Annotated in this window: 14 protein-coding genes and 1 pseudogene; 5 read left to right on the top strand and 10 right to left on the bottom strand. The window is 66.5% G+C overall.

Translation table 11 applies throughout. The features are described from left to right. The coding region (locus WA317_RS06465) for a TetR/AcrR family transcriptional regulator (protein WP_425172248.1) at positions 1 to 511 on the bottom strand (511 nt) is incomplete at its 3' end. 194 nt (positions 512 to 705) lie between these two features. Here WA317_RS06465 and WA317_RS06460 point away from each other — a divergent pair. Then, entirely contained in the window at positions 706 to 2,298 is a 1,593-nt protein-coding gene (locus WA317_RS06460) for an MFS transporter (protein ID WP_425172247.1), read from the top strand. Here WA317_RS06460 and mftG read toward each other — a convergent pair. From mftG to mftA, 7 genes are all read right to left on the bottom strand, one after another. Then, on the bottom strand, positions 2,291 to 3,736 hold the full coding sequence (mftG, locus tag WA317_RS06455) for a mycofactocin dehydrogenase MftG (protein WP_425172246.1): 1,446 nt from the start codon (positions 3,734 to 3,736) through the stop codon (positions 2,291 to 2,293). The two genes, WA317_RS06460 and mftG, sit on opposite strands and share 8 nt — an antisense overlap. 25 nt (positions 3,737 to 3,761) lie before the next feature. Next, positions 3,762 to 5,174 (bottom strand): mycofactocin biosynthesis glycosyltransferase MftF, encoded by a 1,413-nt coding sequence (gene mftF, locus WA317_RS06450; RefSeq protein WP_425172245.1) that lies wholly within the window; start codon positions 5,172 to 5,174, stop codon positions 3,762 to 3,764. Continuing rightward, positions 5,171 to 5,938, bottom strand: coding sequence for a mycofactocin biosynthesis peptidyl-dipeptidase MftE (mftE, locus tag WA317_RS06445; RefSeq protein WP_425172249.1), 768 nt, complete (start codon positions 5,936 to 5,938; stop codon positions 5,171 to 5,173). The genes mftF and mftE overlap by 4 nt, the downstream gene beginning before the upstream one ends. A gap of 153 nt (positions 5,939 to 6,091) precedes the next feature. Beyond that, the gene (gene mftD / locus WA317_RS06440) at positions 6,092 to 7,273 is read right to left on the bottom strand and encodes a pre-mycofactocin synthase MftD (RefSeq protein WP_425172244.1); all 1,182 of its coding nucleotides are present in this window, start codon (positions 7,271 to 7,273) and stop codon (positions 6,092 to 6,094) included. Between the two features lie 2 nt (positions 7,274 to 7,275). Next, complete coding sequence (gene mftC, locus WA317_RS06435) at positions 7,276 to 8,466, bottom strand: mycofactocin radical SAM maturase (protein ID WP_425172243.1); 1,191 nt, start codon at positions 8,464 to 8,466, stop codon at positions 7,276 to 7,278. Then, positions 8,463 to 8,783, bottom strand: coding sequence for a mycofactocin biosynthesis chaperone MftB (gene mftB / locus WA317_RS06430; RefSeq protein WP_425172242.1), 321 nt, complete (start codon positions 8,781 to 8,783; stop codon positions 8,463 to 8,465). Before mftB ends, mftC begins: the two co-directional genes overlap by 4 nt. A 2-nt stretch (positions 8,784 to 8,785) precedes the next feature. Beyond that, on the bottom strand, positions 8,786 to 8,881 hold the full coding sequence (gene mftA / locus WA317_RS06425) for a mycofactocin precursor MftA (RefSeq protein ID WP_425172241.1): 96 nt from the start codon (positions 8,879 to 8,881) through the stop codon (positions 8,786 to 8,788). A gap of 102 nt (positions 8,882 to 8,983) precedes the next feature. Between mftA and mftR the strand changes: the two genes are divergently transcribed. Genes mftR through speD form a run of 4 tightly spaced genes read left to right on the top strand, consistent with a single transcriptional unit; the run spans position 8,984 to position 12,973 of the window. After that, positions 8,984 to 9,595 (top strand): mycofactocin system transcriptional regulator, encoded by a 612-nt coding sequence (gene mftR / locus WA317_RS06420; protein ID WP_425172240.1) that lies wholly within the window; start codon positions 8,984 to 8,986, stop codon positions 9,593 to 9,595. Beyond that, complete coding sequence (locus WA317_RS06415) at positions 9,592 to 10,641, top strand: DUF2332 domain-containing protein (RefSeq protein ID WP_425172239.1); 1,050 nt, start codon at positions 9,592 to 9,594, stop codon at positions 10,639 to 10,641. Before mftR ends, WA317_RS06415 begins: the two co-directional genes overlap by 4 nt. A 54-nt stretch (positions 10,642 to 10,695) precedes the next feature. Next, the gene (locus tag WA317_RS06410; RefSeq protein WP_425172238.1) at positions 10,696 to 11,793 is read left to right on the top strand and encodes a type III PLP-dependent enzyme; all 1,098 of its coding nucleotides are present in this window, start codon (positions 10,696 to 10,698) and stop codon (positions 11,791 to 11,793) included. Beyond that, the gene (gene speD, locus WA317_RS06405; protein WP_425172237.1) at positions 11,774 to 12,973 is read left to right on the top strand and encodes an adenosylmethionine decarboxylase; all 1,200 of its coding nucleotides are present in this window, start codon (positions 11,774 to 11,776) and stop codon (positions 12,971 to 12,973) included. The genes WA317_RS06410 and speD overlap by 20 nt, the downstream gene beginning before the upstream one ends. 15 nt (positions 12,974 to 12,988) lie before the next feature. On the opposite strand, the gene WA317_RS06400 is transcribed toward speD, so the two are convergent. Both WA317_RS06400 and WA317_RS06395 read right to left on the bottom strand, forming a co-directional pair. Then, positions 12,989 to 14,155 (bottom strand): glutathionylspermidine synthase family protein, encoded by a 1,167-nt coding sequence (locus WA317_RS06400; RefSeq protein WP_425172236.1) that lies wholly within the window; start codon positions 14,153 to 14,155, stop codon positions 12,989 to 12,991. Continuing rightward, positions 14,152 to 14,538: pseudogene (locus WA317_RS06395) on the bottom strand (hypothetical protein); the annotation flags it as partial. The pseudogene WA317_RS06395 and the gene WA317_RS06400, both read right to left, overlap by 4 nt.

Here is a 14,538-nt window from a genome sequence, read left to right as displayed (position 1 = left end):
GCACATGCAAGAAGCCGTCCACGGCCGCGAGAGCGCACTCACGGTAATCGAAGTCCGGCAGGGTTGACAGCCGCCCGAGCACCAGGGGCCCGATCAGCAGCGCGACCGCCCGGGCGCGGTCGATCTGGCCCAGCTCGGCCACCGCCTCCGGGCTGTCGAAGATGGCATCGAAGGGCGCTGCGTACTGTTGCGCGATCCGTTCACGCAAGGTCGTGATCGCGGTGCTGTCCGCCGCGGAGGTGTGCCGGGCCTCCGGCAAATGTTCCAAGTCGCTGCCCAATGCCAACCACGACATTGCGGTCAGCGTGGCCGGGGCTTCGGCAACTCCTTCGGCTTGGGCCAGCAGGACTGCGACGAGCCGGTCGCGCAGTGAACCCTCGGCGGGCGGCATTGGCGCGGGCGGGATCAGGTTGTTGAATGCCGCTGCGAGCAAATCGTTTCCGCTGGAGAAGTGGCGGTACAGGGTTGCCCGCGCTACGTTGGCGGCACGGGTGACGGCGTCGACAGTCACCGCGCTGGGACCGCCAGACCGCAGCAGCGAAGCAGCGGCGTCCAGTAATCGGGCGCGGGACCGCGCCGGCCGGGGATCGGTACTGCTGCCGGAAATTTCTCACCACCTCGCTGAGAAGGTTTCAAACCAAGACTAACGGTCTATGTACGAGACTGTTAGTCTCAAAATTAGCCACCGAAAGGAGCCTTGCCACCATGGTCGAGACCCTCACCCGGCCTGACCAGCGTACCGACGTGGCCCAACTCGGCGGATCCGCCCGCGCCCGAGCGTGGGCTCTGGTCGTCACCTGCATGGGCGTGTCGCTGGTCATTGCGTCGATGGTCGCCCTGAACACCGCTCTGTCGGACATTGCGGTGGCCACCGCGGCCACCCAATCGCAGCTAACCTGGGTGGCCGACAGTTACACGCTGGTGCTCGCCTGCCTGCTGCTGCCGGCCGGTGCGATCGGCGACCGTTACGGCCGGCGCGGAGCGCTGCTTATCGGTCTGGCCATCTTCGCCGCCGCATCCGTCGCGCCGGCGATAGCGGGCCACCCGTGGCAGATCATCGCCGCGCGGGCCGCGGCCGGGGCCGGCGCAGCGTTCATCATGCCCGCCACCCTGTCTCTGCTCACCGCGGCGTATCCGCGCGAGGAGCGCTTCAAGGCGGTCGGAATCTGGGCCGGGGTGGCCGGATCGGGTGCAGTCATCGGGATGCTCGGGTCGGGGCTGCTGCTGCACTTCTTTTCCTGGCATGCGATCTTCTGGGCCTTCGTCGTCGCTGCAGCGCTGGTCTTCGTGCTGGCGTGCACGGTGCCGACCTCGCGCGACGAACAAGCGACTCCAGTGGATTGGTTGGGGGCCGCCGTGAGCGGAACCGCGGTCGTGGTTTTCGTTTTCGGGGTGGTCTCGGCTCCGGCTCGGGGATGGACCAATCCGTTGGTGTACGGAAGCCTCGCCGCCGGCGCCGCCCTCGCCGCCGTCTTTGGATTCGTCGAAGTGCGGCGCCGTCACCCGCTGCTGGATGTCCGGTTGTTCCGCAGGCCAGACTTCGCCACCGGCGCGGCGGCCATCACGATCTTTTTCCTGGCGATGTTCGGCTTCTTCTTCGTTATGATGCAGTACATCCAGTTGGTGATGGGCTACAGCCCGATCGGCACGGCGCTGGCGCTCACTCCGCTGATGCTGCCGATGCTCACGCTTTCGGTGCTGTCCCGGTGGTATCTGCCGCGCATGGGTCTTCGCTCAGTGGTGTTCGTGGGGCTACTTTTGATATCGGCCGGTTTCTTCTGGATGCGCGTGCTCGAGCTGCACTCGTCGTATATCGACATGGTGTGGCCGCTACTGGTCATCAGCACCGGCATCGGGTTCTGCACGGCGCCAACTACTTCGGCGATCATGACCTCGGTGCCCGACGAGAAGCAGGGTGTGGCATCGGCGGTCAACGACACCACCCGCGAGCTCGGCGCGGCCCTTGGAATTGCTTTGGCCGGTTCGGTGTTGGCGACGAGCTACGGCCACCTCGTCGGACCGAAATTGTCGGCGTTCCCGGCGACAATCCGCGAGCCGGCATCGCATTCGCTGGCCCAGGCGATGGAAATCGCGAAAGCCATGGGGCCTCAGGGTGATCAGCTGGCTCAGCTCAGCAAATCCGCATTTCTGCAGGCGATGGATTCGTCGTTCACGGTACTTGCGGCGATCATCGCGTTCGCCGCTGTGGTCATCGCGATGTGGGCGCCGGGGCGAGACGGTCGACAGTTGCGACTGATCCGGCGACTCACCGGCCAATCGACCGACGAAATCACTTGAGAAACTGCGCAACTCGATGAGCCAGCATCACGATCGTGGCGTGCGGTCCCCGGCTGGTGACGGTCGGCAGCACTGAGCCGTCCACCACCCACAGGTTCTCGACGCCGTGCACACGGCACCGGTGATCAACGACGGCCCGGGGATCGTCTTCCGTCCCAATCGGCGCGCTGCCGCACAGATGCTGCGACGTCGACCAGACCGGCCGCCCGACATCCGTTGTACCGGAAACGAGTTCACGCGCCAATTTACTGCCTCGACGCAACGCGGCGACGTCGTCGGGCTCGGTGTCGTAGCGATGCTCGATACTCGGCGGCACCAGCGGATCGGCGGACAGCAACGAGACCCGCCCGCGCGCCCGCGGCTGCATCAGCGCCACGCCGATGTGCGGCCAATCCGGATGCCCGGCCGTGCCGTCACCGACCATCGCCACGAAACCGCCGGTGTAGGGCCGAATCTCGATGCCATCCGATGTACTCAGCACGACCTCGAGCACGGGCCGGCCCGTCGCCACCGTCCAATTCGTCGTCAGGACCCATTCCGGGTGGTCACTGCAGTTCGTTCCGACCGGCAGCGGTGCCACCAGGGTCACTCCCGCCGCCTGCAGCATTGTCTCGTCGCCGACACCGGACAGCAGCAGCAGGTGCGCGGATTCAATTGCACCGGCGCACAGAATGACACGGTCGGCGGTCGCGGTGAGCGGACCGCGCGGACCGATCGCGTCGACGCCGACCACGCGGGTGCCCTTGAAGCGCAACAACAGGGTTCGTGTCGCCGCCAACAGCCTCAGGTTCGGCCGACCCAGAGCCGGGATCAAATACGTTGCGCCCGAACCATTGCGCACACCGTCGACGATATTGAGCGGTACAGCGCCCACTCCGGACGGCATCGACTGCCCTGATTCGACACCATTAAGGTCAGCGATCCACGGGAAACCCGCAGCTTGCGCCGCAGTCACAAAAACTTCGCTGCCGCGCACCAATTCGCGGGTGCGGCGTACCGCGATAGGGCCGGTGGCGCCGTGCGCCGGGCCTCGGAAGTCCAGATCCGTTTCGATCGCCCGGAAGTGGCTGAGCACATCAGACCACGCCCAGCCGGGGGCGTCGATGGCGTCGAAATCGCGTGGCAACCCGCGGCAGAAGTAACCGCCGTTCACCGCGCCGGATCCGCCGACCGTCGCTCCGCGCATGATCGGTAGCCGCCGAATCGGGTCGTCGGTGAGCTGAGTCTGGTAACGCTGGACGAGCGGACTGGCCGCGCCGATGGGTAGGCGCAGCCCATTGGCGGTCTGAGCCCGCAGCACCGGATCGGTGAGATCAGGACCGGCCTCCAGGACCGTCACAACACAGCCGGAGTCGGCTGACAGTTGCTCGGCGACAACTGATCCGGCACTGCCCGCGCCGACGATCAGGACGTCGCTGTGCGCCACCGCCTCAGACAAAGTCAGACAGCGTCGTTCGTAGTCGTCAGGTGCGGATCTGCGGTTTGAGTGGGCCGATGTTGCGCTCGCGCACCACCCCGCTCCACAAACCCAGACCGTAGGCCATGTCGTCCAAGCGCTTGAGCACCAGATACCACAACAAGCCGATGGGCCTGCTGTCCCCTTCGGCGTCTCCTCGGTGGCTGATCCAGTCGACAACGCCGTCAACGACCGCCGCGATGACCACGGCTCGGCGGCAGTGCCGCGAGAAAATAGCGGCGATCAGGGCGACCGGCCAGTAGTGCCGGCAGATGGCCGACGCCAGTTGCAGGGCAGCCGACCACAGGCTGCGCGCGGCCACCACCACAACATCGGACAGCTGGGTGTCGTCGCCCCGCATGGCGTTGGCGATCTTGCGGCCTGTCAGTGCGGCGGCCAGCAGCGACGCCAGGTAACCCAGGCATGAGCCGACGGCCATCAGGGCCCATACCGCGAGTCCCCAGCCTGATATCACCAGCGGCGCCGTCTTGTCCGGATGACGGGCGGCGAGCGGAGCAGCCGACCCGCCGTAGAACGCTCTGCGTGCGATCCAGTGTTTCAGCTCAGTCCGGTGATCATGGGCCACCAAAGCGATCGGCTCGTAGCGCAGCCGAGCGCCGGCTTCCACGAGTCGCCAGCACAAATCGACGTCCTCGCCGGACCGCAGTGTCTCGTCGAAACCGCCGAGGTCTCGCAGTGCCGCGGTGCGGCAGATGATCGCTGCGCTGGGCACATAGGAAACGGTGCTGTAGGGAAGCACCGGCGCCTCGCGTTGACCCAGGTCCAGCGAAGAGCGGACCGCCTCATAGCGGGCCACCAGATGGTCGCTCTGCGACAGCCCGATGATGCGCGGCGCCACCAACGCGACCGTCGGATCGCAGAAGTGACCGAGCAGTGCCTCCAGCCAGCCTCGCCGCGGCACGACATCGGAATCCAGGAACGCGACGAAACCGGTCGAACAGGCGGCCAGCCCCGTGTTGCGCGCCGCCGCGGGCCCACGGCTTCGGGCATGGCGCAGCACTTCTATGTCGGGGTGTGCAGCCGCGAACTCGCCGCGATCGACCGGCAGGGAGGACCCGTCGTCGACGACGATGATACGCAGCCCGCGCAGTGCGGAGACCAGCCGTCGCAAACCACAAGGGTTGTCCCGCACCGGGATTACCACTGAGACATCGCGATGGGAGGGGCCGCCGGCCGGCCGCGGGTGCGCCACCGTGGCGTCCAGCAGCGTACGGGCGAGTTCGGCGCTGACGGCGTCGTGCACCTTGAGGCGGCCGTCGGCGAGCATGTCCTGAGCGGCTGGAGCCAGCCTCAGCAGTCGAGTAGGCGAGCCGCCTAGCAGAGTGGAGCCTTGGCCCAGCACGCGAACACGCCGGTCTACTTGCACGGCGAACCCATTGGGCAGCCGAGTCTGGCTCATCCCAGCATTCCGTCCGGGCCCGGTGCCCAGTTCGAGATCCGCCGGACGCAGCCGTCGACCATCTCGGCGAAGATTCGGCTTCCCGCGGCTGCGGTCGCCGTGGTGGCGTCACCCAGCACGCCGACTTTGCTGACCGCTGCGACTCCCTCGCGCCGCATCGAGGGCAACAGCTCCGCCAGCGGAGCGCCGTTACCAGCGCACCACTGGTCGGTCAGCACATCTGCCGGTGAAAGGTGCAATAGCACCGATGTTTCGGTGTGGCCGGCGTGCGCGTCCGCGCCCGCGACGGCACAAGCGCACCACCCGACGTCACGGCCTTCGGCTCGCAGTTGACGCACCGCGCGCTGCAACGCGAGGACGTTGCCGCCGTGGCCGTTGATGAACGCCAAACGCTGAGCCCAGCAGCTGGCCGACCTGCCGTACTCGACGAGCAGCATCGTCAGCGCCTCGGTGCCGATCGAGATGGTTCCGGCGAAACTCTGGTGCTCACCACTGTCGCCATAGGCGATCGCCGGCGCCACCAGGTACTGCTCACCGCCCGGTGCTGACGCGGCACCCAAGCATACGGCAACAGCGCGGGCCACCGCGGTGGCGATCCGGGTGTCGGTGTCCAGTGGCAGATGAGGGCCGTGCTGTTCGGTTGACCCGACCGGAACAAGGACTGCCGACGACACGCTGCAGAGCTGGCTCGACGTCGAGCCCCCGAGTTCGGCGAGGACAGCCACCCGGTGATGGTAAAACGAATTTACCTGGCGTGCACCGATTGTTACGAGCTCGCTGAATGAATTATCTGGCGGGACCGCTCGGATCGGGCGACGCACATCACGCCAGCCCCGGCTGCCACGCCCGTATCACAATGATTGTCGACAGCGAGGGCAAAGCCAGGCCGCGCCGGTTGAGGCCGGCAGTCAACCCGCTCAGCCGGCGATCCCCAGCGCCCGGGTGAAGCCGGGCGGGACGACGACGTCGTCCGGAGTGAGGTCGTGTACCGATGCCCGGCCCAGGCCGCCGAGGGCAGAGTCGACACCGCCGCGCAGGATGTCGAGTACATTCTCGACCCCGGCCTGCCCGCCGGCGGCCAGACCCCACAGATAGGCACGGCCGATCATGACCGCGCGGGCGCCCAGCGCCAGTGCTTTGACCACGTCGCTGCCGCGCCGCACTCCGCCGTCCAGAAGCACCTCGATCTGATCGCCGACCGCCTCGGCCACCGCCGGCAGCGCACGGATCGTCGCCGGTGTGCCGTCAAGGTTGTTGCCGCCGTGATTGGACACCGAGATGGCCGAAACACCGGCGTCGACAGCTTTTTTGGCGTCGTCGACCCTGATCACCCCTTTGAGCATGAACGGTCCGCCCCATAACTCGCGCAGCCAGGCGATGTCCTGCCAGGTCGGTGGCGGTGTCGCCATCCACTCGCCGTATGCGGCGAAGAAGGTGGGGCCGGGCTCACCGCGTCGGGCCTGGTTGGGAACCCGCAGGTCAGGCGGGCGCAGCGTCTTGCCCCAGTTCCACAGCCACCGCGGCCGGGTCACCGCCTGGGGAGACAATCGCAGGATGGTCGGGAAGTCCATCTGCTCGGGAATCGCCGGGCTGCCCCAGTCTCGCCCGTGCGAAAACGTCCAGTCGGTAGTCACGATCAGGCCGACCGCACCGGCCTGCCGGGCGCGTTCGACGCGCTCGGCGATCGCATCGCGGCTGCCGAGCCAGTACACCTGAAAGAACACCTTGCCGTTTGCTGCGACGACGTCCTCGATCGGCTTGCTGGCGAAGGATGACAGGCCCATTGCTGTGCCGCGCGCCGCCGCCGCCCGGGCGACCGCCACCTCCCCCTCCGGGTCGACGGCCTGCACGCCCGTCGGCGAGAGGATGACCGGAAATGAAACCTGTTGGCCCATGACGGTAGTCGATAGGTCACGCTTCTCGATGGCACCGATGACGTGCGGGGCGAAGCCGAGCTCGCTGAACGCCTCCACATTGTCGGCGACGGTCACGCCCTTCTCGCTGGCGGCGACGAGCGCCATGTACACACTCTTCGGCAACCGCCGCTTGGCCCGTTGTTGAGCGATTGACACCGTCTCGAACCAGGTGTGGCGGGCCACGACTACACCGGACTTTCGTTGCAGAGCCGGGCGGGCGGTCGCTCCGGCGGTCGTGCTGACAGCGTCAGTGCGACCGGTCCGCCGCCTCGTGGTTGCCGGGAGTGGTCGCTGCCCGGACGCGGTTTGGCACTGCCGGGCGCGGTCGCGCCGTAGCCTTGCACACATTCCGGGTCCGGGCCGGCCAGCGGCAGACCGGTGAAGAATTTGGCCGCCATGCAGCCGCCGCGGCAGCTGTCGTAGTGGCCGCAGCTCCCGCAAGCGCCGGCCGACTGTGGTGCGCGCAATTCACGAAAAAGCGGCGCCTCCTTCCAGACGTAATCGAACCCGCCGTCGGACAGCACGTTTCCGGCAAGAAAGCGATCATGGATGGCGAACGGGCAGGCATATACGTCGCCGATCGGGTCGATCAGGCAGACCACCCGCCCAGCTCCGCACATGTTCAGCCCCGCCAGCGCGCCGGGTTCACCCAAACCGGACAAATGGAAGAACGAGTCGCCAGTCAGCACCCGCTCCCCCTCGGCAACCAGCCAGTTGTACAGCTGAACCTGTTGGCCGGCGGTCGGGTGCAAGTCGTCCCACACATCGACACCGCGCCCAGAGGGCCGCAGTCGGGTTATCCGCAGAGTGGCACCGTAACGGTCCGCCAGCGCGGCGAAGTCGTCGAGTTGATCAATGTTGTGGCGAGTGACGACGACCGAGATCTTGGCGTCGGAAAACCCTGCAGCGGCGAGGTTCTCCAAAGCGCGTACCGCCATCGCATACGATCCGGCGCCCCGGACGGCGTCATTGACCTCGGCGCTGGCGCCGTCCAGCGAGATCTGCACATCGACATAGTCACTGGCGGCCAGCCGCGCGGCCACCTCCGGTGTGATCCGCACGCCGTTCGTGGAGAACTTCACGCCGACGTGGTGTTCGGTCGCATAGTCGACCAGCTCCCAGAAGTCGCGGCGCACAGTGGGTTCGCCGCCACCGATGTTGACATAGAACACCTGCATGCGTTCCAGGTCGTCGATGATGCTCTTGCATTGACTGGTGGACAGCTCACGCGGATCGCGTTTGCCCGACGACGACAAGCAGTGCACACAAGCCAAGTTGCAGGCGTAGGTCAGCTCCCAGGTCAGGCAGATCGGCGCGTCGAGCCCGTGCTCGAACTGCTCGATCAATCGGGGCGAGCCCAGCGAGGCTGCAGTCATCGGTCCTCCTGCGTCACAAGCATCTTCGACTCGGCCAGCACGCCCAGCGCGTGTAGGTAAGGGCCCTGCCGGGCGTCGTCGACTCCGGCAGCGCGGCAGGCCGATCGGGCATCCGGGTGATCGGCAAGGGAACGCACCACGGTGAGAATCGTGCAGTTCTTCAGAAACGACAGTTTGCGGGTACCGAAGTGGTAGAGCAGCGCTCCAAACGGCTCGGGCCGCACGGCTACCTGCGGATGCAGTCGCCACTGCAGGTCCGGGTCGAATCCCCCCGGCGGCGAGGTAGCAGGCGCGCCGTCGAGTCCCGCGGCCGGCACGGTCAGTAGACCCCACACATCCCGTCGATGGACACCTCTTCGACCAGGATCTCGGTGACGAGTTCGGCGTCGGTCTCGGTGTCGGCCTGGTGTTCCATTGAGCAACCTTTCGTCGTTGACTCGACAAGCCGGGGTGTCCCGGTCACAATCTTGGTCAGAATATGGCATCGAGTGCCAGAAAGAAAGAGGCGGCCGGAACAATGAGTGCGACGCGGCGGGGACCCGAACCCCGGGTGGGCCGGCGGCGCTCGACCACGCCACATCACATCACCGACGTGGCGTTGGAGCTGTTCGCCGAGCGCGGCTTCGACGCCGTCAGTGTCGACGACGTCGCGCGGGCTGCCGGCATTGCCCGGCGGACGCTGTTTCGCTATTACGCCTCCAAGAATGCAATCCCCTGGGGCGATTTCGACGCTCACCTACAGCACTTGCGGCAACTGCTGGGCCGGGTTGCGCCGGATGTGCCGCTCGGTGCGGCACTTCGCGCTGCGCTGTTGGAATTCAACACCTTTGACGAGTCGGAGACCGTCCTGCACCGCCAGCGCATGCGGGTAATCCTGCAGACCGCTGAGCTGCAGGCCTACTCGATGACGATGTACGCCGGATGGCGCGAGGTGGTCGCGGAGTTCGTGGCCCGCCGGTCCGGCATTCATACCACCGACCTGCTGCCCCAGACCGTTGCCTGGCTCATGCTCGGAGTCGCGTTGAGCGCTTACGAGCATTGGCTGGCCGACGAATCGGTGTCGCTGCCGCAATCGCTTGCCGACGCGTTCGACGTGATCGGCGGCGGACTCGATGAGCGTACCCGATGACTGGCGCCGACCTCCTGCTCAACTCGCTGCGCTCACAGGGACGGGCGTGTGCTGCGCTGGGCTCGCCGATGTACGGCGAACTCCTGCAGCGGGTGGTCGCCGATGTCAGCGCCGGCGGGGTTTTCGCGCAGATCCTGGCCGGCCACGAGCACGATGACGGCCGCCTGGCGGTGCCGCTGCGGCTGCTCGGTGGGTTGCACCGGCTGGTGCTCGACGGCCGCGCGCCCGAACTGCGCCGCTGGTACCCGAGCACCGGAGGCAGTTGGGCCGCTGATGCGGCATGGCCGCGAATCACCTCGGTGGCAGCCGATCACATCAGCGCCTTGCGCGCCGCGCTGAGCCAACCACCGCAGACCAACGAGGTCGGCAGGGCCGCGGCGCTGATCGGCGGTCTGCTTGTGCTCGCAGACCAATTCCCCCTGCCGATAATGCTTTTCGAGATCGGCTCCAGCGCCGGGCTGAATCTGCGCGCAGACCACTACCGGTACCGCTACCCCGGTGGACACTGGGGACCGGCCGGTTCCCCGGTGACGGTCGACGATGCGTGGCACGGCAAATTGCCGCCGAGCGCCACCGTGCAGATCGTGGAGCGGGAGGGGTATGACATCGCGCCCGTCGACGCCACCACTCCGGATGGCGAAGTGACCTTGCTGAGTTACGTATGGCCCGACATGACGCCGCGTTTCGATCGACTGCGCGGCGCAATCGAGATCGCCCGAGGTGTGCCGGCCCCAGTCCTGCGGCGTGCCGCCGCCGACGCCGTCGCGGGGCTGCGGCTCACCGAAGGAACGGTGACCGTGCTGTGGCACTCGGTCGTCTGGCAGTACCTCTCCGCCGGTGAACAGGCCGCCGTTGATGCCGGAATCAACGCGCTGGCGGCACAGGCGGACGCTCGGTCGCCGTTCGCACACCTTACGTTCGAGCCGCAGCGCCGCACCCCCGACGCCGCGGTCGCCTTCCTGCTGCGGGCGCGCACCTGGCCGGGCGGTGCCGACCACGTATTGGCTGAATGCGGGCCGCACGGACCACCGGTGATCTGGGAGTAGTCGAGGCGCCGAAGTCGATGGTGCCCGCAAGCCCGGCTGTTGTAGTCTGCGGCCGTGCCCGGGACACCAGCCCTCACGATCGATCTCGCCGGCGTGCGTGCGAACTTCCGCGCGCTGCGCGCTGCGCTGCCCCAGGCTTGCATCCGGTACGCGGTCAAAGCGAATCCGGCCGAACCGATCCTGCGGCTGCTGGCGACGGAGTGTGCCGTATTCGACGTCGCGTCGGTGGGCGAGATCGATGCGTGCGCGGCCGCCGGTGTCGCCGGCGGTGCCATGACATTCGGCAACACGGTGAAAAAAGCTTCCGACGTGGCCTACGCGTATGCGCGTGGGGTGCGCCGATTCACCTTCGACACCGACGAAGGCCTGACTGTGATCGCCGGGCACGCGCCCGGCTCCGGCGTCGAATGCCGCATCGCACCGGCGTTTCCGCCGTCGGTGACACCGTTTGGCCACAAATTCGGGTGCGCCCCTGCCGAGGCCGCTCGGCTGCTGAAGCGAGCGGCTCAGCTCGGTCTGCGCGCAGAAGGACTATCCTTCCACGTGGGCTCACAGCAGCTCGATCCAACGGCTTGGCGCATCGGAATCGACTGCGCTGCCGCAGTCTTCGAGCGCCTGGGGTTTCTCGCAACGCTCAACGTCGGTGGCGGGTTTCCGGTGTCATACACCGCTGATGTGCCGGGCATCGACAGCATCGCCGACACTTTGAACGAATCGCTGACCCGCAACTTCGGCTCTGCGCCGCCGCAGCTGGTCATCGAGCCGGGGCGGGTGATCGTCGGGCCGGCCGGCACCATCCACTGCGAAGTGGTGTCGGTGCGCACCGGCACAGACCACCGCCGCTGGGTTTATCTGGACGTCGGTCGTTACGGCGGACTCGCCGAAACCGAGAACGAATACATCCGCTACCGGCTGCGCACCGCCCGCGACGGCGACGTGCGAGGCGACGCCGTCGTTGCGGGACCCACCTGCGACGGCGACGACGTGCTCTACCAACGCTATCCGCTGCCGCTGACACTGCGTGCCGGAGACCCGGTCGACATCGAAGCCGCCGGTGCGTACACCGCAAGTTACGCCGCAACTTCGTTCAACGGCTTTGCGTCGCTGACACAACATTTCGTAGAAGTCACTGATGCAGTTCCGGCCGGGTAGCCGCTTCGGCGGTTGCCATGTGCTGGCGCAGTTCTCCGGCGTCGACCCTGCGCTGGCCGACGACACCGCCCGGCTTCGCGGCATTCTGAGCACCGCCCTCGCCAGCGCCGGAGCCACTGTCTGCGGCATGATGGAAAAGCGGTTCACACCGCACGGCGTGACTGTAGTAGCGCTGCTCACCGAGTCGCACGCCTCGATCCACAGCTACCCGGAGCGGGGCGCGATGTTCGTCGACGTCTTCACCTGTGGTGACTCAGCTGACGCCGAACATGCGGTCCGGTTGCTCTGCAAGGAACTGGCCGCGACAAATGTCGCCATCCAGACCGTTTTTCGCGGCTCGGGCAAGGAAATCGTCGAACCGCTCGGGCCGGGGCTGACCCGCCATTGGCAGCTCTCCGACGTCGTCTGCGATGTGCACACCGACTATCAGCATGTCGTCATCGGCCGGACCGAACAGGGTGTCGCCTTGTTCAGCGACGGCGAGCGACAGAGCACGGAATTGAGCCAGCTCGTCTATCACGAGGCGCTGCTGGTGCCTGCACTGTTGCTGGCCCCCCGAATTCAGCGGGTACTCATCATCGGCTCCGGTGAGGGAGTGGTCAGCCAACTCGCAGTCACCGCAGGCGCCACCCATGTCGATCACGTCGACATCGACCGCGAAGCGGTTCGGCTGTGCGCCGAGCACCTGCCCTATGGCTACTCGACGACAGAACTGTTGCGGGCCGAAGACGGTACCGGCCCGATCACCGTGCATTACCTAGACGGCTGCCGCTTCGTCGAGAAGACCACCGACTGCTACGACATCGTCGTCATCGACGGTCCAGACGAACGCACCGATCCCGTTCAGCACAACCGGCTCTACGGCGCCGACTTCCTTGCGCAGTGCGCCCGGATCGCCGAGGTCGTTGTCGGTCAGGCGGGCTGCCCTACCTTGTGGCGAAATGCCGGCTTGCAGCGGTCATGGCAACGCTTCCACGAGAGATTCGAAGCGGTGGTGTATTTCGGCAGCGACGAGCACGAGTGGGCATTCTTGTCCGGCGTTCGCGGACCGCTCGCCGATCCGGTCGGAACGATGCGGAGCCGGCTGCACAAGCTGGCCTATCGCCCCCAGACGATCGACGCGGAAACGCTTGCCGCATCGACTGTTCCGCCACGAACGCTGCGGGCCGCGACGCAGTAGCGGGCCGTCACGACCTCATTCGAGCGGAATGCGGTGCGGGACGAAAGCCGCTCCGTCGTCGGTCACCAACCCGGCTGTCTCGCGGATACCCAGTCCCGCCGACGAGTCGCCCACAATCCATGCCCCCAGTGCCGGTCGCATATCGCCGAACTCCGGCAGCGGGTCGAGCAGTTGGTAGACGAATCCTTCCTCGCCGTAGACGCCGCCGGTGGCGGTTTCCATCCCGGCGCCGACGATGGTGATGTTGGCCCCTTCACGACCGAGCTTGGGCTTGCGAACGTATTCGGTCAGCACGTGTGGCTCATCGAGATACGTGGGCAGCAGATTCGGATGTCCGGGATACATCTCCCAAAGCACCGCCACAATGGCCTTGTTCGATAACAACGTCTTCCACAGCGGCTCGATCCACAACGTCTGCGGCATGCTCTCGGTCACCTGCTTGCCGAACTCGTCGTCGAGCACCCACTCCCACGGGTAAAGCTTGAACATGGCGTGGATCGGCGCCTCTTCCAAGTCGACGAACCGTTGTAGCGCATCGTCCCAGCCGACATCTTCGATGGTCAGCGCCACGGTGTCGAAGCCCGCTTCGGCCGCCGTCTCCTGCATGTAGGTCGTCGTGATCTGATCCTCGCCGGTTGCTTCTGCACCGGACCAGGAGAAGTGGAGGTCGCCGCCGGGAATCAGATCCCGCACGATCTTCCAGCGGTCGATCAGCTGCTCATGCAACGAATTCCATTGGTCATCACCGGGGAACTTGTCCTTGAGCCAGTGCCACTGCAGGATCGCCGCCTCGAGCAGCGTTGTCGGCGTATCGGCGTTGTACTCCAGAAGTTTTGCCGGAGAACGCCCGTCGTAACGCAGGTCGAACCGTCCGTAAACGTGCGGATCGGAGCGGCGCCACGATTCGTCGATGGCGGCCCAACTCCACTCCGGCAGACCGAAATCGGCGTAGCGCTCGGTGAGGACCACCTGGTCGACGGCATGCAGGCACATCGAATGCAGCAACTCGACGTCGGCTTCCAGCGCCAGGACTTCGTCCATGTCGAACTCGTAGAACACCGACTCGTCCCAGTAGGGTCGGTCCGCGCCGTTGTGGTAACGGGCCGGCGTGCCGTAGATGAGGCCTTGCGATTCGACGATGGACTGCCAGTTGGGTCGCGGCGGCGTGGTCACACGTCTCACGAGCCGCCGCCGCGGAACTTGGTACCCAGGCCACCGCGCCGAATGGTGCTGCCGGACTTCGTGGTGATCGTTGCGCCTTTCGGCGCCACCGTCGTTCCCCCGATCGGTCGCGACCCGATGGTGCCGGAGCTGCCGTAGTAGTAGCGGTAGCTGTGTCCGCCGAAAAAGAAGAAGCCACTGGGCCCCACCGTGTGATCAGTGCAGTGGTAGTCCGACACGATGACCGGTTGGCCGCCGGCATCGTCTCGGACGCACTGGGCGGTCACCCGGTCCGGTGACAACGCCAGATAGCCAAGGCCCGCAATGCCTCCGACGACCCCGACGGCGGCTGTAGCGCCGATCAGCCGACCGTTTCGGGCGCGCCGCTTGGCTTGGGCCTTCAG

Source organism: Mycobacterium sp. (assembly GCF_049802695.1).
Classification (GTDB): Bacteria; Actinomycetota; Actinomycetes; order Mycobacteriales; family Mycobacteriaceae; genus Mycobacterium.
Note: the sequence above shows the minus strand (reverse complement) of the source record. Positions and strands in the feature narration are given on the sequence as shown.

Coding starts and splice junctions, on each gene's coding strand:
- mftC (WP_425172243.1), bottom strand. CDS start 8,466: ATGACTGCAGCCTCGCTGGGCTCGCCCCGATTGATCGAGCAGTTCGAG.
- WA317_RS06415 (WP_425172239.1), top strand. CDS start 9,592: ATGACTGGCGCCGACCTCCTGCTCAACTCGCTGCGCTCACAGGGACGG.
- mftA (WP_425172241.1), bottom strand. CDS start 8,881: ATGGAACACCAGGCCGACACCGAGACCGACGCCGAACTCGTCACCGAG.
- mftF (WP_425172245.1), bottom strand. CDS start 5,174: ATGAGCCAGACTCGGCTGCCCAATGGGTTCGCCGTGCAAGTAGACCGG.
- speD (WP_425172237.1), top strand. CDS start 11,774: ATGCAGTTCCGGCCGGGTAGCCGCTTCGGCGGTTGCCATGTGCTGGCG.
- WA317_RS06460 (WP_425172247.1), top strand. CDS start 706: ATGGTCGAGACCCTCACCCGGCCTGACCAGCGTACCGACGTGGCCCAA.
- mftR (WP_425172240.1), top strand. CDS start 8,984: ATGAGTGCGACGCGGCGGGGACCCGAACCCCGGGTGGGCCGGCGGCGC.